This is a genomic window from Dechloromonas sp. CZR5, from assembly GCF_008711155.1.
Taxonomy (GTDB): domain Bacteria; phylum Pseudomonadota; class Gammaproteobacteria; order Burkholderiales; family Rhodocyclaceae; genus Azonexus.
In genome coordinates this window covers 128630-147936 of record NZ_VUYQ01000004.1, presented here as the reverse complement: position 1 = coordinate 147936, position 19307 = coordinate 128630, and the positions used below count along the sequence as shown (strand labels likewise).

Here is a 19307-nt window from a genome sequence, read left to right as displayed (position 1 = left end):
AACTCATGCCCGAAGCCCCGGACGCCCAACACCGCCGTGCCGTCACACTGCTCTCCGTCGCCGCCTTCGCCAGCGCGGCCGCCGCACGCCTGTGCGACCCGCTGCTGCCCGACCTCGCCCGCAGCTTCGCGACCACGCCGACCGCCGCCGCCTCGGTCATCTCATCGTTCGCCATCGCCTACGGCCTCACCCAGGCCCTGTTCGGCCCGCTCGGCGACCGCCTCGGCAAGTACCGCCTGATCGCGCTGACCACCCTGCTCAGCACGCTCGGCGCCCTCGGCTCCGCCGTCGCCTGGTCGCTCGACGCACTGGTCGTCGCCCGCATCCTGCTCGGCGCCACGGCGGCCGGCATCATCCCGCTCGCCATGGCCTGGATCGGCGACACCGTGCATTACGAACAACGGCAAGCGACGCTCGCCCGCTTCATGGGTGGGCAGATTCTCGGCGCCATCGGCGGCCAGTTCATCGGTGGCGTTTTCGCCGACACCCTCGGCTGGCGCTGGGCTTTCGCCTTCCTCGCCTCGCTGTATCTGGTCATCGGCGCCATCGTGCTGCTCGAATCGCGCGCCAACCCGAGCACCCATCACCGCCACGCCGACACAGCGCGCAAGGGCATTATCGGCCAGGCGGCGCAGGTCTTCGCCCAACCGTGGGCACGGATCATCCTGAGCATCGTGTTCCTCGAAGGCATGCTGGTTTTCGGGGCGCTGGCCTTCGTGCCCTCCTACCTGCACGAACGCTTCGGCCTCAGCCTGACCATGGCCGGCGCCGCCATGGCCTTCTTCGGCATCGGCGGCTTGACCTACATCCTCGCCGCCAAACATTTTGTCCGCCGACTCGGCGAAGTCGGCCTCGCCACCGGCGGCGGCATCCTGATCGCGCTCGGCTGGGCAATGCTCGCCTGGGGCGAAAGCTGGCTGTGGGCCCTGCCTGCCAGCTACTTCGTCGGCCTTGGCTTCTACATGCTGCACAACACCCTGCAGACCAACGCCACCCAGATGGCCCCCGCCGTGCGCGGCACCGCCGTTTCCCTCTTCGCCTCCAGCTTCTTCCTCGGCCAATCGCTTGGGGTCATGGGGGCTGCGCATATCCTGTCCACAGCCGGTATCGTTCCCATGTTGCTGATCGCTGCGGCTGGAACGCCGTTGGTTGGAAGCACGCTGGCCTGGCTGCTGGCGAGGCACCACCGCCGACAGGCAGCCTGATGGAACACGACCGGGATAGCTCCAAGTAAATCGGTTAATTCTCGGTGCGCTCGAATGAAAGACTCATAATACGGCGCATCAATCGCGACCCAAGGCACCCCGCAATGAGCAAATCAGCAAAGCAACCGATCTGGCTGGCCGAACCCGAAGAGCATAACTACCCCGCCGCAATCTCCTACCTGAGTCTTATTTTCGAACCGCAACAGGTCGCCGAACAGGTCGCTGCGCTCAAAAAAGCTGCCATGACCGCCTTCAAGGCAAAGGACATCTTTCGCGCCTCGCAACTCCCGCTGCTCGGGATCAGCAACGCTCATGTCGAAAAGAACCACGCCAAGATCGAAGCCGGCACGGCGCTTTCGCCGCTGCTGCTGATCAGGAACCCGGCGCACGGCAAAGTCATCGTCGCCGACGGCTATCACCGCGTATGCGCCGTCTATACCTACGACGAGGACGCCCTGATTCCCTGCAAGATCGTTTGATCCGTCAGTCCCACACAACGAACGGATATCAAAAGCCGATGCTAGCTTACCTCTCCCCCAGTCGATACATTGATTTCGACAACCCGGGCATCCTTGCTGTCGCCCGAAACCTCGCGCGTGAAGCGACATCCAAACATGACCTGGTGCGTCGCAGCTTCGAATTCGTCCGCGATGAAATCCGTCACAGCTCGGACTTCAAACTGAATCCGGTGACATGCAAAGCGTCGGATGTCCTGATTCACAAAACCGGCTACTGTTACGCCAAAAGCCACCTGCTCGCCGCCCTGCTGAGAGCCAACGGCATCCCCGCCGGACTGTGCTATCAACGTCTGTCCGCCGGCGACAGCGGGGCGCCGTATTGCCTGCACGGACTGAATGCGGTGTTTCTCAAGGACTTCGGCTGGTACCGCATCGACGCCAGAGGCAATAAACCCGGCATCAACGCACAGTTTCACCCGCCGAAAGAAGCACTGGCCTTCCCCATCCGCGAACCGGAAGAACGCGATCTGCCCGAAATCTGGGCCGAGCCGCTGGCAACCGTGGTCCAAGTCCTCGAACGCTACGCCACCTACGACCAGGTGCTGGCCAACCTGCCCGACGTCGAATTGGCGTTCTGACATCGAAGGCCGGCCTCTCCTGCGGCAATCAACGCAAGGCATTGGCCCAGGCGTAGTCCAGTAACATCCGAATACCCAGGAATTGCGGGCCAGGCGTCACCGCAAATACCCATGCCGACGCCAAGTCATGCCCCATCCAGCAGGACGCTAGAACTGCTGCCGCTCATTCGCCTACCGCGACCAAGGCGGATACAATCCGAATGACATAACCACTTTCCATCTTCGGAGTGTCCGGTTTGTATTTCGCCCGTATTGCGCCCTTCACGGCAAACGCCCACCCCGCAACAGGATTGCTCTGTCCGCTCCACCCGCTTATGGGACACGCACGGGAATATTGGACACTTCTGACGTCTCCTAAACGTTAGAGGGGGCCGCGTTTGCGCACAGAGAAAATTTCCGACCTCGCAGTCAATCATTTTGTAACGATACCCTCCCGTGGAGGAATTGCTCACTCGGTCGTTTCCATCGCCATCGATGGCCTGAGCATCGCCGAACTACCTATCACTGCGGCAACCAAACCAAATTCAGGCAAAAACGTAATTGCTGCTTTCCGAGGCGAATCCAAAAAAGACATTGTTGGCTGGCTAGACCCGCTAACGAATACCCCAATCGTCGTCATCCCCAAAATAGTTACTTATTACCCAATCATTCTCATATTTCTGTTCCCATTACTTTCAATATTGCTAATCACCGCACATCCAAGTCACAGAGACATTTGGGCTTTTTTTGTAGGTGCGCTTGTAGTCGCTCTTGTTCTCATACAAGCCATTGGCTGGCCTAGCGTCGCACACCATCTAAAAAAAGCCCAGGCGCAAAGTGATGAAAAAACCCTTTAGCCATCCTCTAACATCCCGCTCCAGCCGACCGTCAGCCAGCTTTGCTGTCTGCCGTCGGCTGAGCTAGCACGTTATGTCTTCACGTAGCCTCAATGAACTTTTTCGGTTATCCAAAAATTCTGGTCATGGTCGGGATACTCAGCATCCCAATCTACATAGCGTTGGCCAAAGTATTTTGGGGTGAAAAGTTTGAATCGCTGGAAGAAACAATCAAGTTCTTGTTCACGCCCGATCTTTACTCCCTTTTTAGAGGGCGGTTCTGGGATGACTGGTATGCGACAGCGAAATTTAATTTTTTCTTGTTTCTCTGTTTCGGCTGGGCCGCAGCGATAACCGAGTTATTAATGAGACATGTTATCTGAGAAACATAACCCTGCAATCAACTTGACCGACCTAACGGCGGTCAGGTTATTTGCAATTTGGGCGTCAAAATGATCGAACTCGTCTCTGTAGGGGTAGCTGCAATCGTCATCCTCGGTGGTTTTTTCACCGTTTGGATCGTCTACGAAAAATGCTGCCTCAGCCAAAACGGGCAAGAACGATCATTCATTCTATATATTCTTGGGTGCCTGTTTAGCGCCTTCCTTGGAGGGGGAATCGCCAATTCATTTGCACTCGAAATTGCTTGCTCTGGCAATGCGGGGACGGGGTGTGCATTTGGTGTTGTGGCGTTGTTGTTTCCATTCGCTTGTACAATCGGAATCGCGATATTCTTACTTATTTGGTCAAACCAAGGTCAACATGTCACTAAGAATTAACAACGCAACATCGCGACCTAACACAGCTATCAACCGAACTGACAAAAAGCTAAGCTTCTTGTCCTCTAGTTACGTCCAACGTTAGGCGAAGTAAATGAGCCCGGATGCAATAAACACAACCATTTCAATAACTTCTCTTGTTGTTGCGTTATGTACAGTATTCGCTGCACATCATTATTTTCTGCGAGCACAGCGCCAGAGAGATGAAGAGTTAATTCAAAATATATTGAAAAGACTATCAACGTTTAAAGTTGATGTGCTGGTTATAAACCGGGAAAGAAATAAAACCGGCGCCCCTATTGACAACGAAGAGCTTGACCTACTAGCAAACTGTCAGTCTCTATCGGCAATGGTCGCCAAACTCGAAGAAATTCTGCTCTCAGTCCTCAATGATAGGAAAAATCTTACTCCTGAAATAAGATCGAAAATGCAAACCTTATCGGTTCTCGTAGATGGCGCGTCGATCCAACTACAAACGATTTCCACCAAGTTTATAAACTTTAATAATAATCAAGTCGCACGACTACATGAATTGAATGGCAAGCCGCCTGAAATTAAAGCATTACTAGATCGTGTTGTAGCTGGCAGAAATACCCATGGGTAATTCGCCTACCAATCTGGTTAAGGCGCGACCGGCCCTACCTTAATCGCTAGGCCGCAACAATGTCAGCGCCAATGACTCCTTTAGTTCAACAGTTCTGGAACACGTTCAAGACTACGCAGACGGAAGATGTCGAAGCTCGCTTCTTCGAGGTCTGCGTGTTTGACGACAACGAGCCGAGTGCCAATCACTTGGCTGAGTTGGTCGTCCGCGGCATCAAGAGAGCCACAGCCGGCCTTGTCTGGTCGTTTGAGGCAGGAGAGCAGGCCGTTCCAAAGCCAGGCGATCTCAGCGTAGTCACAACCTGGGATGGCCAGCCGAAATGCGTAATCGAAACAACTCAAGTCGACATCACGCCGTTCTCCGAAGTCACCTCGGAGTTTGCAGCTGCCGAAGGCGAAGGTGATGGCTCGCTCCAGTACTGGCGCGAGGCTCACAAGGCCTACTACGCAAGAGAGTGCGCCCGCATTGGCCGGATTCCGAGCCCCTCGATGCCAGTTGCGTGTGAGCGGTTCAAAGTCGTCTATTGCCCTTCCAGCGAAGATGCGGCCTAACCAGGCTCTCGAGCCGACTCACGTCGGCGGGCCGCCGCTCGCGGCTCGACTTCAACATCAAGCTCTTATGCGCTCCCGGCTGACATCAGTCACCTCCGAGAACGATTTTCTGGGGCCGGTACATTGATCCATTCCTCGAAGCCATTGCCATCGAAGCTCATATGTTCCAGCGACGAACCTTCAAGTTTTTTGTTTCCCTGATCGGGCTGTTTCTGGTGCTGGCCTCACCGGCGATGATCTGGCCCGGTTATCTCGATTCACCGCTCGGCTTGGCTTTGGCGATTCCGTATCTGTCGATTTACCTGTTTGACCAGATCGGCATTCCCGGTTTACTCCAGAATAACGGTGCGTGCGGCTGGGGATGGTGTGCGCCTACCGCTTTCGGTTGGGTATTTCTCGTGACCTTCTGGCTTTCGGTGACCTGGTTGTTCGCCTGGTGGCTATCCGGCCTAAACCGGCCTTCTGGTGAGGTGGATCAGGCGAACTGCCCGGCAACCCAGCCGGATGACCAGGCCCACTGAAAGTTGTAGCCGCCCAGCCAGCCGGTGACGTCGACCACCTCGCCGATGAAGTAGAGGCCGGGGGCAGCCTTGGCTTCCATGGTTTTTGACGAGAGTGCCGCAGTCGACACGCCGCCCAGGGTGACTTCGGCCTTGGCGAAACCCAGCGTGCCGGACGGCATCAGCGGCCAGGCGTTGAGCGTTCTGGCGACGGCGTCGAGATCGCGATTCGACAGTTCGCTGATCGGCCGGTTCTGAAGTTTTTCGCCCCCTTGCAGCAGACACCACTCCTGCGCGAAGCGGCGCGGCAGGTGTTCAGCCAGCAGATTGGGCAGGTGTATCCGCCCCTGACGGTGCCCGGCCAGCCATTCTCCGGCATCCCGACCGGGCAGCAGGTCGATTTCGACCGGCAGCTTCTTGCCTGCGCCGTATTCCTGCATTTGCCAGTAGCTCGACACCTGCAGGATGGCCGGGCCGGAAAGGCCGCGGTGGGTGATCAGCACGTTTTCGCGGAAGGCCGCGCCTTCAAAGCAGGCCGTGGCATCGAGCGTGGCGCCGGCCATCGGCTTGAGCGGGGCCAGGAGTTCCGGCCCCAGCGCCAGCGGCACAAGGGCCGGTTTCGGGGCGATAACCGGAATGCCGAATTGCTCGGCCAGTTTGTAGCCAAAGGGACTGGCGCCAATCTGCGGAATCGACAGCCCGCCGGTGGCGACGACCAGCGACTGGCAGGAAAAAGTCCCGCTCTCTGTACGCAGCGTGTACCGCTTGTGCTCGACATCCGGGTGGCGCTCGACACCGTGCACCGCACAGTCAAGCGCCCAGCGCACCAGTACGGCATCGCAGGCATCGCGCAGCATGTCGATGATGTCGACCGCCGAGTCATCGCAGAACAACTGCCCGTGTTCGCGCTCGTGATAAGGAATGCGCCGCTTCTCGACCATGGCGATGAAGTCGTACTGGCTGAAGCGGGCCAGCGCCGAACGGCAGAAATGCGGGTTCTGTGAAAGGTAATTGTCGGCGCTGACCGTGCGATTGGTGAAGTTGCAGCGGCCGCCGCCGGAGATGCGAATGCGCTCGCCGATTTTTGCCGCGTGGTCGACCAGCAAGACCCGCCTTCCCCGCGCACCGGCCTGGGCCGCGCACATCATGCCGGCCGCACCGGAACCGATGACGATGACGTCGAAATGCATGGGGAAGTCCAATCAGAAACAGGCGCCGGATGATAAGGCAATAGGGTTATCCATCATAGAGGACACGCCAAGTTACTCGCTGACGTTATCGCATCCATCGCGGGATGCGGTTGCGGATTCGGCGCCATTCACTTCACTCCCGCTTCACAATCCTTCACCGACACTTCCACACCCGTTCACATCCGCTGCCCACACTGACTCCCAATTCAACCCAGGGAGCCAGAAATGGACAAGAAACTGCTCTTCAAGCTGGCGGCGATTTTCTTCATGTCGCTGCTTTTGCTGGTGCCGCTCGGCCTGATCGAGGGCCAGATTCGTGAGCGCAGCCAGCGTCAGAACGAGGTACAGGCGAGCATCGCCAACAGCGCGGCGGGCGAACAGCTGCTGGTGGCGCCGGTGATTGCGGTTTCGTACCGCGAACAGGTGGATGTCGCCATGCCCCGCGAGGGCAACCCGGAGCAAACCACGGTGCGTACCCGCATCGTCGAACGCACCCTGCTGCTGCCGCCGGAAAAGCTGGAGATGCTCGGCGAGACCGCCGTGGAAACACGCAACCGGGGCATCTACCAGGCGCGGCTGTTCCGCCTCGGCCTCGGCACCAGCGGGCGCTTCGTGCTCAAGCCGCTGGCCGAATTGCCGAGCGGCGGGCGTATCGTATCGGCCCGCGCCCGTCTGCTGCTCGGCATCGCCGACCCACGCGGGGTCAATAACGATCCGGAAGTGACCATCAACGGCAAGGTGTATCGCTTCGCCTCGGCGAGCAGCAAGAACGAGCCACATTCTGGAGCTACCGCCCTCGACGGCGCACAAGCCCAGGCCTTGCCGGCCAACCGGCTGGCAATCGACCTCGGCCCGCTCGATCTGCAACGCGAGAGCCGCTTCGACTTCAGCTTTCCGCTGCAACTGACCGGCACGACCCGCCTGGCCATTGCGCCGACCGGCGAGGCGAACCATATCGAGTTGAAATCCGCCTGGCCGCACCCGAACTTCGGCGGCCGCTTCCTGCCCACGGCGCGCTCTGTCGGCAAGGACGGTTTCACCGCCCACTGGGACATCTCGCATCTTGCGCGCAATTTCGAGGCGACGCAGAAGCCCGGCAGCGGCGAGGTGCTGAGCATCGATTTCGTCGATCCGGTAAATGTCTATCTGCAATCGGAACGCGCGGTGAAGTACGGCGTGCTGTTCATCGTGCTGACCTTCGCCGGCTTCTTCCTCACCGAAATCCTGCGCCGGGCGCCGATCCACCCCATGCAATACCTGCTGGTCGGGCTGGCGCTGGCCATCTTCTTCCTGCTGCTGATCGCCCTGTCCGAACACCTCAGTTTCGTGCTCGCCTACGGCCTGTCGGCAGCAGCGTGTATCGTGCTGATCGCCTTCTATCTGGCCGGAGCGCTGGGCGGCGTGCGTCAGGGTTTTGCCTTCGGCGCCGGCCTGACCGGCCTGTACGGCGTGCTCTACGGCGTGCTGCTTTCCGAGGACAACTCGCTGCTCATGGGCAGCCTGCTGCTCTTCCTCGCCCTGGGCGCCACCATGCTCGCCACCCGCCGCGTCGACTGGTATCGCCTCAGTGGTCAGATCAGTGAGCCGGAGCAGACATGAGGGCAGCAAGCTGCCGCCGGGTGGCCGTGGCCGCCGCCCGACTGACGGGTTGGACTCTGCCACCGCTGCTGCTGATCCATGCCTGGCACCTCAAGCACCCACTGCTGTTCTGGCTGCGCGACTGGGAAACCGGGCTGCTCCTCGGGGCCGCGTTACTCGGACTGATCTGGCGGCAGCGCCTGCCGCGCCGCATGGCCTGGGTGCTGCTCGCCGTGCTGGCCGTCACACTGTGGCGCGAAGCCGAGTACCGCGCCCAGCGCGATGCGGTGCTCGACGCCGGCGAGGCGATGCAGGCGGTCGGCCGGCATTTCATCGTCGGTTATACCGATTTCGAGGAGGTGAAGCTGCTTGCTTCGCGTGGCCTGATCGGCGGCATCTACCTCGCCCGGCGCAATCTGCGCGGCCGCGAGCTGGCCGAGGTGGCGGCCGAGATCGAAGCCCTGCAGGCCATCCGTCGGCGTGCCGAACTACCGCCGCTGATCGTTGCCGGCGACCAGGAGGGCGGGCCGGTGTCGCACCTGTCGCCCTTGGTCGAAGCGATGCCGCCGCTGGCCAGCATCGCCGGGCAGGGCGACGACGCCGCCTATCGCTACGGGCTGCAGCAGGCGGCCGGGCTGGCGGCGCTGGGGGTGAATCTCAACTTCGGCCCGGTGGTGGACCTGCGTCCGCCGGTTGCCGACAACCCGCACGACCGGCTGACCCGGCTTTCGGCGCGAGCCATCTCCAACGACCCGGCCACGGTCACCACGGTCGCCGGACGCTATATCGGCGGCCTGAACCAAGGCGGCGTGCGGGCGACGATCAAGCACTTCCCCGGTCTGGGACGCGTCCGCAACGACACCCACCTGTTCGCCGCCCGGCTCGACGACACGCCCAAGGAACTGGCTGCCGACTGGCAACCCTTCCGCAGCCTTGCCCACCACCCCGGCACGGCGATGATGCTCGGCCACGTGACGCTGGCCGCCATCGACCCCGAACGGGCCGCCTCGCATTCGGCCACCGTGGTCGACGGCCTGTTGCGCGGGGACTGGGGCTACGAGGGCGTGCTGGTTACCGATGATCTCAACATGGGCGCCGTGTTCGACCTCGGCATCGGCCGGGTGGCCGCCGAGGCGCTCGCTGCCGGCGTGGACCTGGTGCTGGTCTCCTACGATCCACGGCAAGTCTACCGGGCCATTCACGGCGCGGCACAGGCATTGCAGCGCGGGAAAATCGGCCGCCCCCGATTGCAGGAAAGCGCCTGGCGGCTCGACGATTTCAACCGGCGCGTGCCGCCGCCATCCACCACGGGCCGCAGTGCTAAACTCATTGAAACGGGGCCGATTCGCGTGCAGGAGGTCCCGGCCGAAGCCTGCTCCGCAACCACGAACCCGCCCGGTGACCGCATGCAGCCAATTCCCTTGTCCGGCACGCCCCTGCTGACCGGCACAGACCCCGAGCAGAAGCGGCGCGAGATTCTCGCCTGCTTCCAGGCCACCTTCGACCGCTACGAGCAGTTGTTCGAGGTGCTGACCTGCGACGAGGCCTACTACCGCAAGCCGATTTCGCTGCGCCACCCGCTGATCTTCTATTTCGGTCACACGGCGACCTTCTTCATCAACAAGCTGGTGCTCGCCGGGCAGATCGCGCAGCGCATCAACCCTCATTTCGAGTCGATGTTCGCCATCGGCGTCGATGAAATGAGCTGGGACGACCTCAACGACGTGCGCTACGACTGGCCGACCGTGGAAGCGGTGCGCGACTACCGCCGGCAGGTCCGCGCCGCCGTCACGCAGCTCATCGAGACCGCACCGCTGAGCCTGCCGATCGGCTGGGACGACCCGCAGTGGATCGTGCTGATGGGCATCGAGCATGAGCGCATCCACCTCGAAACCTCGTCGGTGCTGATCCGCCAGCACGACCGGAAGTACGTGCAGCCGCATCCAGCCTGGGCGCCATGCCGCGAAAGCAATGCCGCGCCGGCCAACGCGCTGGTCGACATCCCGGCGGCCAGCCTGCGTCTCGGCCGCGAGCGCAGCGAACCGCTGATCTACGGCTGGGACAACGAATTCGGCCGGCACATGGCCGACGTGGCCGCCTTCCAGGCCAGCCGCCACCTGGTCACCAATGGCGAGTTCCTCGCCTTCGTCGAGGCCGGCGGTTACGCCGACGACACGCTGTGGCAGGAGGAAGGCGCGGCATGGAAGGAGTTTACCGAAGCCCGTCACCCAACCTTCTGGGTGCGCGATGGCGGCCAGTGGAAGCTGCGCCTGATGCTCGAGGAAGTGACGATGCCATGGGACTGGCCGGTGGAAACCAACTACCACGAGGCCAAGGCCTTCTGCCAATGGAAGGCCCGCGAGACCGGCCAGCCGGTGCGCCTGCCAACCGAGGACGAATGGCAGTCGCTGCGCCACTTCGCCGGCATCCATGACCTGCCCGGCGAAACGGCGCCGCCGGCCAACAGCGAACTGCGCCACTGGGCATCGAGCTGCCCGGTGACGCGCTTCGCCCACGGGCCGCTGTTCGACGTGGTCGGCAACGTCTGGCAATGGCTGGAAACACCGACTTATCCGTTCGACGGCTTTGCCGTGCATCCGATCTACGACGATTTCACGACGCCAACCTTCGATGACCGCCACAACCTGATCAAGGGCGGCTCCTGGGTTTCCTGCGGCAACCAGGCCTCGCCGCTATCGCGCTATGCCTTCCGTCGGCATTTCTTCCAGCATGCCGGTTTCCGCTACGTGGTGAGCAGCGCGCCGGCCACCCAGCCGACCTCGCGCTACGAAACCGACCGCCTGGTCTCGGAATACATCGAATTCCACTACGGCGACGAATACTTCGGCGTTCCGAATTTCCCGCGCACGCTGGCACAGAAGGCTATTGCCGCGATGGGCGACAAGCCGGCCGGCAAGGCGCTCGACCTCGGCTGTGCAACGGGTCGCGCAAGCTTCGAACTGGCCCGCCATTTCGAGCAGGTCACCGGGCTCGACTTCTCGGCCCGCTTCATCGGCATCGGCACCCAATTGGCCGAGCAGGGCACGCTGCGCTACACGCTGACCGACGAAGGCGAACTGGTCAGCTACAAGGAATGCTCGCTGGCCGGACTGGGCATGGCCGAACTGGCCGGCAAGGTCGAGTTCTTCCAGGGCGATGCCTGCAACCTGAAGCCCATTTTCAGCGGCTACGACCTCGTCCTGGCGGCCAACCTGATCGACCGCCTGTACAGCCCGGCGCAGTTCCTGAGCACCGTGCACACCCGCCTCAACCCCAGTGGCCTGCTCATGCTGGCCTCGCCCTACACCTGGCTGGAGGAGCACACCAAGCGCGAGGACTGGATCGGCGGTTTCAAGCAGGACGGCGAGAACTTCACCACGCTGGATGGCCTCAAGGCGCTGCTCGGCCAGCATTTCCGGCTGGTCTCCGGGCCCGAATCGGTGCCGTTCGTGATCCGCGAAACAAAGCGCAAATTCCAGCATACGCTGTCGGAAGTGACAATCTGGGAGCGCCTCTGAGCGGGGATTCGGCATGGCGGCTGGCTGCGCGGTGCTAAAATCCGCGCTCAGCCCATTTGCCAATTGATTTCGCTCGATGCGCCAGCTCATCCTCGACCTGTTGCCGGAAAGTCCGCCCTCGCTGGACAACTTCGTCCCCGGCACCAACGCCGAGACGGTCGCGGCGCTGACCGAATGGCTGGCCGGCGGCCGCCCGGATACCTCGTTCTGTTTATACGGCGTATCGGGTTGCGGCCGTTCCCACCTGTTGCTCGCTACCGGCTTTGCCTACGTCGATGCCGCGCTCAATCCTTCGCTGGCCGGGATTGGCGCCGGCGAAGCGCTGGCCGTGGACAACGTCGACCAGCTAGATGCCGACGGTCAGGTGGCGCTGTTTGCGCTGTTCAACCAGATGAAGATGGATGGCGGCCTGCTGCTCACCGCTGCCCCCCAGCCCCCGGCCCACCTGGCGCTGCGCGAAGATCTGCGCACCCGCCTCGGTTCCGGCCTGATCTATCGTCTGCAACCCTTGTCCGATGCCGAAAAGGCCGACGCCATCGGCACGCTGGCCAAAGAACGCGCACTCAAGCTGTCGCCGGAAATGATCGGCTACCTGCTACGCCACGCCTCGCGCGACATGCGCACGCTGGCCATGCTGGTCGTCGCCCTCGACCAATACACCCTCGAACAAAAACGCCCGGTCACGCTGCCCCTGCTGCGCGAACTGCTTTCCTTGGAACACGACGCATGAATCTCGCTCTCTTCGATCTCGATAACACCCTTCTCGCCGGCGACTCAGATTTTGAGTGGGCCCAATTCCTGATTTCCAAGGGCGTCGTCGACCGCGAACTGCAGGAAGCAAAAAATATCCAGTTCTACCAGGACTACAAGGCCGGCACACTCGACATCTTCGAATTCCTGGCCTTCCAGTTGGCGCCGCTGGCTCGCCACAACCGTGCCGAACTCGATGCCTGGCACAAGGAGTACATCGAACGCCACATCCGTCCGATCATGACCGTCAAGGCACGTACGCTGGCGCTCGAGCACCTGGCCGCCGGCGACCTGTGCGCCATCGTCACCGCCACCAACAGCTTTGTGACCGGACCCATCGCCCGAGAATTCGGCATCCCGCACCTGATCGGCACCATCCCTGCCGTCGACGTGCAGACAGGCGCCTTCACCGGACAGCCGACCGGCACGCCCTCCTTCCAGGGCGGCAAGATCACCCGTGTCGAGCACTGGCTGGAATCGCAGGGCCTGTGGTGGGGTGCCTTCGACAACAGCTATTTCTACAGCGATTCGCACAATGACCTGCCGCTGATGAAGAAGGTCAAGACGCCGATCGCCGTCGATCCCGACGACAAGCTGCGCGCCCATGCCTCCGCCAACGGCTGGACCATCCTGAGCCTGCGCTGAGACCATGCTGCGCGTCCCCTTCCTGAGCCCGGAGGCGCCTTACGCGATCATCGCGATGGTGCTGTTGCTGATGGTCATCCTCCGACCGCTCAAGGCGATGCGCCCCTCGCTGATCAACACCAGTGTTTTCTTCCTCGCCTGCCTGATCGGCGACGTGCTGGCCGGTCTGGTTTCCGGCGGCTCGACCAGCCGGGCTGCGGCTGGCTGGCTGCGCCAGCTGGCGGTATTCGGCGAAGGCCTGGCGGTCATCCGCTTCGCCGGTCTGGCCTTCTTCAATGTCGCGCTGGCGCGGGTCAATCTGCGCATTTCAGGCATCCTCGCCGACATCCTGGTCATCATCGCCTACATCGGCTGGGCATTCTTCCGGCTCAATCTCGCCGGCGTCGAACTCAGCCACCTGTTCGCCACCTCGGCCATTCTCACTGCCGTGCTGGCCATTTCCATGCAGGACACCCTGGGCAACCTGCTCGGCGGCGTCGCCCTGCAGATGGATAACTCGCTGGAAATCGGCGACTGGATACGCATCGACGACCTCTCCGGCCAGGTCACCGACATCCAGTGGCGCTTCACCGCCCTGCTCACGCGCAATGGCGAAAAAGTCGTCGTCCCCAACAGCCAGCTGATGAAGGGACGCTACTACGTGCTCTGCGACAAGCACCAGAGCCAGCCCGGCTGGCGCCGCAGCATCGGCTTCAACGTCGACCTCGCCATCCCGCCCGGCAAGATCATCGACCTGATCCAAACCGACATTGCCGATGCCAATATCCCCAACATCGCACTCCAGCCCGCGCCGAACTGCGTCCTGATGGACTTCGGCCCCGGCTATGCCCACTACGTGCTGCGCTACTGGCTGCTCAATCCGCAACTCGACGACCCGACCGACTCCGACGTCCGCGTCCACATCCTGGCCACGCTGCAGCGCAACGGCATCCGTCTGGCCACCGACGACCACACCATCCACCTCGTCGAGGAAGGCGCCAAGCATCGCAAGGAAGTGGAAAGCCGGGAACTGCAACGCCGCCTGCAGGCCATCGACGGCATCGAACTCTTCGCCCGCCTGTCGGACCCCGAAAAACGCCACCTCGCCGAACACCTGCTCAAGGCGCCCTTTGCCCGCGGCGACATCATCACCCGCCAGGGCGCCATCGCCCATTGGCTCTACATCATGGTCAGTGGCGAGGCCGAAGCCTGGTGGCAACCGCCCGAAGGCCCCCGGCGCCTGCTCGAAAAGCGTGGCCCCGGCAGTGTCTTCGGCGAAATCGGCCTGATGACCGGTGCCCCCCGCCGGGCCACCGTGATCGCCAGCACCAACGTCGAAGCCTACCGGCTGGACAAGGCCGGCTTCCAGTCCATCATCGAGCAGCGCCCGGAACTCGCCGACATGCTGTCGACCATCCTCGAACGCCGCCTGCAGCGCTTCGCCGAACTGGAGCAGGGTTATACGCAGGGACAGAACGAACTGGCCCAGCGCACGCCGGGCAGCGCCGACATCGGCCGCAAGATTCGCGATTTCTTCGGCCTCAGCTGACGGGTCATGGGTAAAATCCATGAATAACGACCGACATCCGGTAAAATTCGCGTTTTATCAGCCTAACCGGCGCCAACCGTACGGTAATACGTGATCCGCAAACTCATTTCCCGCGTTTTCAGCGGCAAGAAACCCAGGGCCAACCGCCACGAGCCGGCCGTCATCCCCGTCTCCAGCCACGGCATCACCCGTGACCGCATCAGCAGCGGCAGCCGGCGCGTCTGCGAAACGCTGCAGAGCCACGGCCACAAGGCCTACGTCGTCGGTGGTGCGGTGCGCGACCTGCTGATCGATGCCGACCCCAAGGATTTCGACGTCGCCACCGACGCCACGCCGGAAGAGGTGCGTCGCTATTTCCGCCGCTCGCGCATCATCGGCCGCCGTTTCCAGATAGTGCACGTCATGATGGGGCAGGAGACGCTGGAGGTGACCACCTTCCGCGGCGCACTGGGCGACGATGCGAAGAAGGACGAACACGGTCGCGTATTGCACGACAACGTTTTCGGCTCGCAGGCCGAGGATGCCGCCCGCCGCGACTTCACGGCCAACGCGCTGTACTACGACCCGGCAACCGAGGCCGTGCTCGACTACCACCATGGCGTCGGCGACCTCAAGGCCAAGACTTTGCGCATGATCGGCGAGCCGCGCGCCCGCTACCGCGAAGACCCGGTGCGCATGCTGCGCGCCGTCCGCCTGGCCGCCAAACTCGGCCTGTCCATCGATCCGGAAGCGAAGAAGCCGATCCGCGAGATGGCCGGCCTGCTCGAAAACGTGCCGGCCGCCCGTCTGTTCGACGAAATGCTCAAGCTGTTGACCTCCGGCCACTCGGTCAAATGCCTGACCCAGTTGCGCGATGCGGGCCTGCACCATGGCCTGCTGCCGCTGCTCGACGTGATTCTCGAACAGCCGATGGGCGAGAAGTTCGTCATGCTGTCGCTGGCCAATACCGATGAGCGCGTCCGCCGTGGCAAGGGCACCTCGCCCGGCTTCCTGTTCGCGACGCTGCTTTGGCACGAAGTGCTGGTGCACTGGGAAAAGCTCAAGGCAAAGGGCGAGCCGAAGATTCCGGCGCTTTATTCGGCCATGGATGCCGTGCTCGACGTGCAGGGCGAAAAGCTGGCGATTACCCGCCGCATCGCCGGCGACATCAAGGATATCTGGGCTCTGCAGCCGCGCTTCGAACAACGTGCCGGCAAGCGCCCGTACGCCCTGCTCGAACAGCCGCGCTTCCGCGCCGGCTACGATTTCCTGGTGCTCCGTGCCCAGGCCGGCGAACTCGACATGGAAATCGCCGACTGGTGGACGCGCTTCCAGAATGCCGAAGGCGACCGCCGTGCCGAGATGCTGCTGCCCGAGCAAGCCGGCGACAAGAAGCGCCGCCGTCGGCGCAAGAAGCCGGCCAATGCCGGCGCTTCGGGTCATACCGCCAGCGAATGAAAACCGCCTACGTCGCGCTGGGAGCCAACCTCGACGATCCGGCCACGACCGTCCGCGCTGCCTTTGCCGCACTGGCCAACCTGCCGGACAGCCGCATCATCCATTGCTCGTCGCTCTACCGGACGGCACCGGTCGGTCTGGCTGATCAGCCAGAGTTCATCAATGCGGTAGCCGAACTGGAAACCAGCCTGGCGCCGGAGGCGCTGCTCGATGCCCTGCTCGAGATTGAACAGCGCTTCGGCCGCATCCGCGCCGAACGCAACGGGCCGCGCACGCTCGATCTCGATCTGCTGCTCTACGACGACCAGTGTGTCGACCTGCCGCGCCTGACCCTGCCGCACCCCCGCCTGCACCTGCGCGCCTTCGTGCTCCAGCCGCTGGCTGAAATCGCCCCCGATCTTGAAATTCCGGGCCGCGGCACCGTCGCCGCCTGGCTGCCGGCCGTCGCCAACCAGGGCATCGTCAAGCTGTGACCCTGGTCGGCCTGCACATCCCCGTGCTGTGGCAGACGGTGGTTCTGCTTGCCCTGTCGAACGTCTTCATGACCTTCGTTTGTTATAAAACGCGCAACACTTGATGAAAATCCATAACCTATACAGTGCGGTATGTATAAGCTCATCAAGTGCATACGGCACTTGATGAAATAATCAGGAAGCGACTTCTATCAAGTGCTTAACTAATGGAACACCTTACAGCGCATCATCGACAATACAGAAGATGAATGCAAGGGATGCGGTTCAATGAACAGGCGACTCAGCATTAGATCGAAATGACCTTCCTCATCGTAACGGTGTTTCTACTCGTCTATCTGGGAATGCTTTTCGACGGCCTTCCGTTTGTGCAATTGGATCGCACCGGTATTGCTCTGTTAGGCGCCATATCCCTCGTCGCGTCACAGGCTATGAGCGTCGAAGAAGCCTTTCGGTCCCTAAACTCTCCCTCGCTGATCCTACTGTTCGCTTTCATGGTGATTTCTGCTCAACTTCGATTGGGTGGCTTCTACCAGTGGATAGCACGCAGAATTGGAGCGCTACGCACTCGACCTTCGATGCTACTTGGCGCCGTTATTGCAATCGCTGCGTATCTGTCAGCGGTATTCAGTAACGACGTTGTCTGCTTAGCGATAGCACCTGTAATTGCGGAGATCTGTTTCTCCAGGAGGCTCAACCCAATACCTTTTCTCATTGGTCTAGCCTGCGCAGCCAATATCGGATCTGCGGCAACGCTTATTGGTAATCCACAGAACATGCTGATAGGCCAAACACTCAACATGTCATTTGGCAACTATCTTCTTGTCGCAGCACTTCCGGTGGCACTTAGCCTATCTATGACCTGGTTTCTAATTGTGGTCATACGACATCGTCAAGGCTGGAAAACAACAGATGAATCCAGCCCGCCTCCTGATAACGCCCGAACGGAAGAGGAAATGCAACCTAATCTTTGGCAGTCTGGGAAGTGAGTATTCGCTCAGAATTCGCCACAAATTCTCATCAGAACCCCGCCGCGAGATCGCAACTAAAAGCCGCCAACATTTCGCATTGAAAACCCGCCACGCATTCGTATAGAAATACAGCCAGTCATACTTTGTAGGACTATGTCATCGACGCAAGTTGATGGGAAATAAAGTCAAACATGAAACTGCCTATGCAGTACGCCGAGCAATCCGGCGCCATTGGTGTGATGGCTATGAATCGGGTGTCGTGTTGAGCTGAGGTGCTCCCCCCTATTCCTGTTCAACCACTACTTTAAGTCGACGAGCATCAAACAGGGCATGGTGCTTCTTGCGCGGATTGGCAAACCAGAATCGTAGTTCCGCTTCCAGTATTTTGATGCGCAGAGGCTCGTCGTTTGGCGGCTCCCAAACCTTATTGAGAATCCGGAAGGGTAGCGCGGCTAAGTGCGCTGATATGCTCTTGGTCAGTAGGTCCCAATCAGCAGAATGATCGGCGATGAGTTCCACATCCTCGCCAAAACTGTTTAACCATGCAGAAAGTCGACGTCCGAACATATTGATGGGTAGAGTGGTCTCAGCATTTCCTTCGAGGAGCGGCAATACGGCGCTAACAACAAATGGGGAGCACAGCGCACGATTGAAATCGCTGATTTCGGCATACCACTCTTGCCCACCCTCAGAGATGAACCCGGCCGAGATCAACTCGCGCTCGGCATTGCCCTCAAGATGGGTGAATTCAGTATCGAAATATATTCTCATGAACTTCGCGCAGATCTTTTGCCAGAGAGCGGCCCTAGCCTTCTTGGTGCGGTCCGTATCATAGATTCCTATTTGGCGCGTGGCACTAGGAATTCATGTGCCTTTACGATCCTTAGCCATAACCGTTTCGCCCAATTTTGGCTCTGCCCCTAGGGCTCCCAGTTGTGCGGCCCTTAACACTGGGCCTGCCAATACTCCATTAGCGTTGTTTCCCAAGCTACCCGCTTTTTGGACAGAAAGTGCAAAGTCACTCCGAGTCGACACTAAATAAGCTCGCATCATGTCTTTCCTGGCCGCTGCGGATGATTTTTCAGGGGCGACTCGCTTTTGTTTTTTCATGATTGCTGATCAGAAATTCACCGCTCCAGATCACTTTTCGCATGTTCCGTGAGGTTTACGATGCATTCGAGTTCCAAGAGATCGGAACGCAACACGGTGTGTACCGAGTCCACATATTGGCGTCCGTCTAGGAGGGTGTAAACAAAAATCTCGCCACCATGTGCCGGATCCTGGCCGCGCCATATTTCGCCAAGTGGCTCCATCAGCCAATCTCCCGTATTGTTCATTCGACCGGGACTGACAAGCATCAGCCTTGTCATCTCGATAAGACTCCCGAAATTACGGTAAAGATGGACAACCTGCTCTGCCTTACTGAGCAACATTGTCTCCGGCCATTGGCTCGAATCTGACTTGCGCACGACAAACGAGGCACAAAACCATACGGTTTCGTGTGTCAGATTGACATAGGTCCAAACGTTCTCGCCCGTACCAGCAAAGGCGGACATGATGGGGTGACGAGCATGATCAGAGGTTCGAAACACAGCATGGTTACCCGAAATGAACACTATAGATTGTAGCCCAATAGTGTTCAAAATGAGGTCATTGAGGCTCAATGATCG

Annotated in this window: 19 protein-coding genes; 16 read left to right on the top strand and 3 right to left on the bottom strand. The window is 60.5% G+C overall.

The genetic code is table 11. The annotated features are described in order from the left end of the window. The first annotated feature begins 5 nt into the window (after positions 1–5). From F1002_RS12805 to F1002_RS12770, 8 genes are all read left to right on the top strand, one after another. Positions 6–1205 carry an MFS transporter gene (locus F1002_RS12805; RefSeq protein WP_150429437.1) on the top strand — a complete coding sequence of 400 codons (1200 nt, stop codon included), beginning with the start codon at positions 6–8 and terminating at the stop codon, positions 1203–1205. A 104-nt stretch (positions 1206–1309) separates the two neighbouring features. Beyond that, positions 1310–1684, top strand: a complete 375-nt coding sequence (locus F1002_RS12800) for a hypothetical protein (RefSeq protein WP_150429436.1) — start codon at positions 1310–1312, stop codon at positions 1682–1684. Then, positions 1681–2301 (top strand): transglutaminase family protein, encoded by a 621-nt coding sequence (locus F1002_RS12795; RefSeq protein ID WP_223879587.1) that lies wholly within the window; start codon positions 1681–1683, stop codon positions 2299–2301. Before F1002_RS12800 ends, F1002_RS12795 begins: the two co-directional genes overlap by 4 nt. A gap of 377 nt (positions 2302–2678) precedes the next feature. Then, positions 2679–3137, top strand: a complete 459-nt coding sequence (locus tag F1002_RS12790) for a hypothetical protein (protein ID WP_150429435.1) — start codon at positions 2679–2681, stop codon at positions 3135–3137. A gap of 431 nt (positions 3138–3568) precedes the next feature. Then, the gene (locus tag F1002_RS12785) at positions 3569–3895 is read left to right on the top strand and encodes a hypothetical protein (protein WP_150429434.1); all 327 of its coding nucleotides are present in this window, start codon (positions 3569–3571) and stop codon (positions 3893–3895) included. Positions 3896–3989: 94 nt separating this feature from the next. Beyond that, positions 3990–4499, top strand: a complete 510-nt coding sequence (locus F1002_RS12780; protein WP_150429433.1) for a hypothetical protein — start codon at positions 3990–3992, stop codon at positions 4497–4499. 71 nt (positions 4500–4570) lie between these two features. Then, entirely contained in the window at positions 4571–5050 is a 480-nt protein-coding gene (locus F1002_RS12775) for an ASCH domain-containing protein (RefSeq protein WP_150429432.1), read from the top strand. A 161-nt stretch (positions 5051–5211) separates the two neighbouring features. Beyond that, positions 5212–5571 carry a hypothetical protein gene (locus F1002_RS12770; protein WP_150429431.1) on the top strand — a complete coding sequence of 120 codons (360 nt, stop codon included), beginning with the start codon at positions 5212–5214 and terminating at the stop codon, positions 5569–5571. Here the strand turns inward: F1002_RS12770 and F1002_RS12765 are convergent. Beyond that, positions 5526–6740 (bottom strand): NAD(P)/FAD-dependent oxidoreductase, encoded by a 1215-nt coding sequence (locus tag F1002_RS12765; RefSeq protein WP_150429430.1) that lies wholly within the window; start codon positions 6738–6740, stop codon positions 5526–5528. The two genes, F1002_RS12770 and F1002_RS12765, sit on opposite strands and share 46 nt — an antisense overlap. Before the next feature lie 225 nt (positions 6741–6965). On the opposite strand from F1002_RS12765, the gene creD reads away from it, so the two are divergent. From creD to F1002_RS12725, 8 genes are all read left to right on the top strand, one after another. Further along, positions 6966–8339 carry a cell envelope integrity protein CreD gene (gene creD / locus F1002_RS12760; protein WP_150429429.1) on the top strand — a complete coding sequence of 458 codons (1374 nt, stop codon included), beginning with the start codon at positions 6966–6968 and terminating at the stop codon, positions 8337–8339. Next, a complete protein-coding gene (gene ovoA, locus F1002_RS12755) occupies positions 8336–11836 on the top strand; it encodes a 5-histidylcysteine sulfoxide synthase (protein ID WP_150429428.1) in 3501 nt (1166 codons plus the stop codon). Before creD ends, ovoA begins: the two co-directional genes overlap by 4 nt. A 76-nt stretch (positions 11837–11912) precedes the next feature. After that, complete coding sequence (gene hda / locus F1002_RS12750; protein WP_150429427.1) at positions 11913–12566, top strand: DnaA regulatory inactivator Hda; 654 nt, start codon at positions 11913–11915, stop codon at positions 12564–12566. After that, positions 12563–13231 (top strand): HAD family phosphatase, encoded by a 669-nt coding sequence (locus F1002_RS12745; protein ID WP_150429426.1) that lies wholly within the window; start codon positions 12563–12565, stop codon positions 13229–13231. Before hda ends, F1002_RS12745 begins: the two co-directional genes overlap by 4 nt. A gap of 4 nt (positions 13232–13235) precedes the next feature. Further along, positions 13236–14759, top strand: a complete 1524-nt coding sequence (locus tag F1002_RS12740; protein ID WP_150429425.1) for a mechanosensitive ion channel family protein — start codon at positions 13236–13238, stop codon at positions 14757–14759. Positions 14760–14849: 90 nt separating this feature from the next. Continuing rightward, positions 14850–16196 carry a polynucleotide adenylyltransferase PcnB gene (gene pcnB / locus F1002_RS12735; RefSeq protein WP_150429424.1) on the top strand — a complete coding sequence of 449 codons (1347 nt, stop codon included), beginning with the start codon at positions 14850–14852 and terminating at the stop codon, positions 16194–16196. Further along, entirely contained in the window at positions 16193–16669 is a 477-nt protein-coding gene (folK, locus tag F1002_RS12730; protein WP_150429423.1) for a 2-amino-4-hydroxy-6-hydroxymethyldihydropteridine diphosphokinase, read from the top strand. The genes pcnB and folK overlap by 4 nt, the downstream gene beginning before the upstream one ends. Positions 16670–16965: 296 nt before the next feature. Next, complete coding sequence (locus F1002_RS12725) at positions 16966–17655, top strand: SLC13 family permease (protein WP_150429422.1); 690 nt, start codon at positions 16966–16968, stop codon at positions 17653–17655. Between the two features lie 264 nt (positions 17656–17919). Here F1002_RS12725 and F1002_RS12720 read toward each other — a convergent pair whose 3' ends face one another. Next, positions 17920–18408, bottom strand: a complete 489-nt coding sequence (locus F1002_RS12720; protein WP_150429421.1) for a hypothetical protein — start codon at positions 18406–18408, stop codon at positions 17920–17922. Positions 18409–18764: 356 nt separating this feature from the next. Then, complete coding sequence (locus F1002_RS12715; protein ID WP_150429420.1) at positions 18765–19301, bottom strand: hypothetical protein; 537 nt, start codon at positions 19299–19301, stop codon at positions 18765–18767. Between the last annotated feature and the right edge of the window lie 6 nt (positions 19302–19307).

Bases quoted from the DNA above. Each gene is read 5' to 3' on its own strand.
- F1002_RS12800 (WP_150429436.1), top strand. From the start codon at position 1,310: ATGAGCAAATCAGCAAAGCAACCGATCTGGCTGGCCGAACCCGAAGAG.
- F1002_RS12770 (WP_150429431.1), top strand. From the start codon at position 5,212: ATGTTCCAGCGACGAACCTTCAAGTTTTTTGTTTCCCTGATCGGGCTG.
- ovoA (WP_150429428.1), top strand. From the start codon at position 8,336: ATGAGGGCAGCAAGCTGCCGCCGGGTGGCCGTGGCCGCCGCCCGACTG.
- F1002_RS12765 (WP_150429430.1), bottom strand. From the start codon at position 6,740: ATGCATTTCGACGTCATCGTCATCGGTTCCGGTGCGGCCGGCATGATG.
- F1002_RS12785 (WP_150429434.1), top strand. From the start codon at position 3,569: ATGATCGAACTCGTCTCTGTAGGGGTAGCTGCAATCGTCATCCTCGGT.
- F1002_RS12780 (WP_150429433.1), top strand. From the start codon at position 3,990: ATGAGCCCGGATGCAATAAACACAACCATTTCAATAACTTCTCTTGTT.
- F1002_RS12720 (WP_150429421.1), bottom strand. From the start codon at position 18,408: ATGAGAATATATTTCGATACTGAATTCACCCATCTTGAGGGCAATGCC.
- hda (WP_150429427.1), top strand. From the start codon at position 11,913: ATGCGCCAGCTCATCCTCGACCTGTTGCCGGAAAGTCCGCCCTCGCTG.
- F1002_RS12805 (WP_150429437.1), top strand. From the start codon at position 6: ATGCCCGAAGCCCCGGACGCCCAACACCGCCGTGCCGTCACACTGCTC.
- F1002_RS12725 (WP_150429422.1), top strand. From the start codon at position 16,966: ATGACCTTCCTCATCGTAACGGTGTTTCTACTCGTCTATCTGGGAATG.
- F1002_RS12745 (WP_150429426.1), top strand. From the start codon at position 12,563: ATGAATCTCGCTCTCTTCGATCTCGATAACACCCTTCTCGCCGGCGAC.
- folK (WP_150429423.1), top strand. From the start codon at position 16,193: ATGAAAACCGCCTACGTCGCGCTGGGAGCCAACCTCGACGATCCGGCC.
- F1002_RS12740 (WP_150429425.1), top strand. From the start codon at position 13,236: ATGCTGCGCGTCCCCTTCCTGAGCCCGGAGGCGCCTTACGCGATCATC.
- creD (WP_150429429.1), top strand. From the start codon at position 6,966: ATGGACAAGAAACTGCTCTTCAAGCTGGCGGCGATTTTCTTCATGTCG.
- F1002_RS12775 (WP_150429432.1), top strand. From the start codon at position 4,571: ATGACTCCTTTAGTTCAACAGTTCTGGAACACGTTCAAGACTACGCAG.